The 814-nt window shown below is 56.4% G+C and carries 1 protein-coding gene and 1 pseudogene; both read left to right on the top strand.

The window, feature by feature from the left end; translation table 11 throughout:
* A pseudogene (locus JF66_RS24820) lies at positions 1-108 on the top strand (recombinase family protein); the annotation flags it as partial.
* Positions 109-444: 336 nt separating this feature from the next.
* Positions 445-813: a PAS domain S-box protein gene (locus JF66_RS25505; RefSeq protein ID WP_035880845.1), complete on the top strand. Its 369-nt coding sequence runs from the start codon at positions 445-447 to the stop codon at positions 811-813.
* Position 814 lies beyond the last annotated feature (1 nt).

The raw sequence follows: 814 nt of genomic DNA, 5'->3' as shown, positions 1-814 counted from the left end.
GGTGAACTTTGCGAGGAGCTTGGGATCACCCGGCAGACGCTGTACCGCCATGTCTCACCAACGGGGGATCCGCGGTCCGATGGGGCGAGACGACTTTCCAAGAAATAGAACCCCGTCCGCAGGTCGGGCTATTGGTTATGGAATCGCTACCCCGTGCCATGTGCTTGAGGGTGGCCAGATTACGAGGTGTTTTCGCTCGACCAGGCAGGCTGAAGATCTCACATTTATGTCTTGATTCCACTGGGAGATAGTCGTATATTTTGATTGTTTAGATCAGTCAGAGCGCCCGACACGGTGTGGCTGACCTCCGTTAGATCAGCTTGCGGCCCCTGCAGGCTGATCTGGTGGGTTAAGGGCTCACTTCATGCGAAACGCACTTTCCAGATCCAAACGGTGATCGTCCACCGATTTCCCTGCGGTTGATGCGCCACGTGGCTCTAGCCGATGTGGATTGAGGATCAGATGGCTTCAAGGACACGCAAGTTCGAGAGTCTCTTGGAATCGGCGCCATACGCGTTGGCGGGAACGGACCACGCGGGTGTCATTTGGTTTGTCAATCACCAGACGGAGTCGCTGTTCGGCTACGACCGTGCCGAGCTCGTCGGTCGGTCCATTCAGATGCTGCTACCTGAGTATGCTCCGGCGGTCCGTGGCGGCCATTCGAACGAATCCATTGCCGATCCAACTAGTCGGACTATGGTGCGGGGGCTGAATGGGAGGAAGCAAGACGGGAGCGAGATTCCGGTCGGTATCAGTTTGTCTGCCTTAGATACGGGAGATGTCTTGATGATGATCACGCTGCGTCCCCGGTAAA

This window comes from Cryobacterium sp. MLB-32 (assembly GCF_000738085.1).
Lineage (GTDB): Bacteria > Actinomycetota > Actinomycetes > Actinomycetales > Microbacteriaceae > Cryobacterium.
This window is presented reverse-complemented; position numbering and strand designations above follow the sequence as displayed.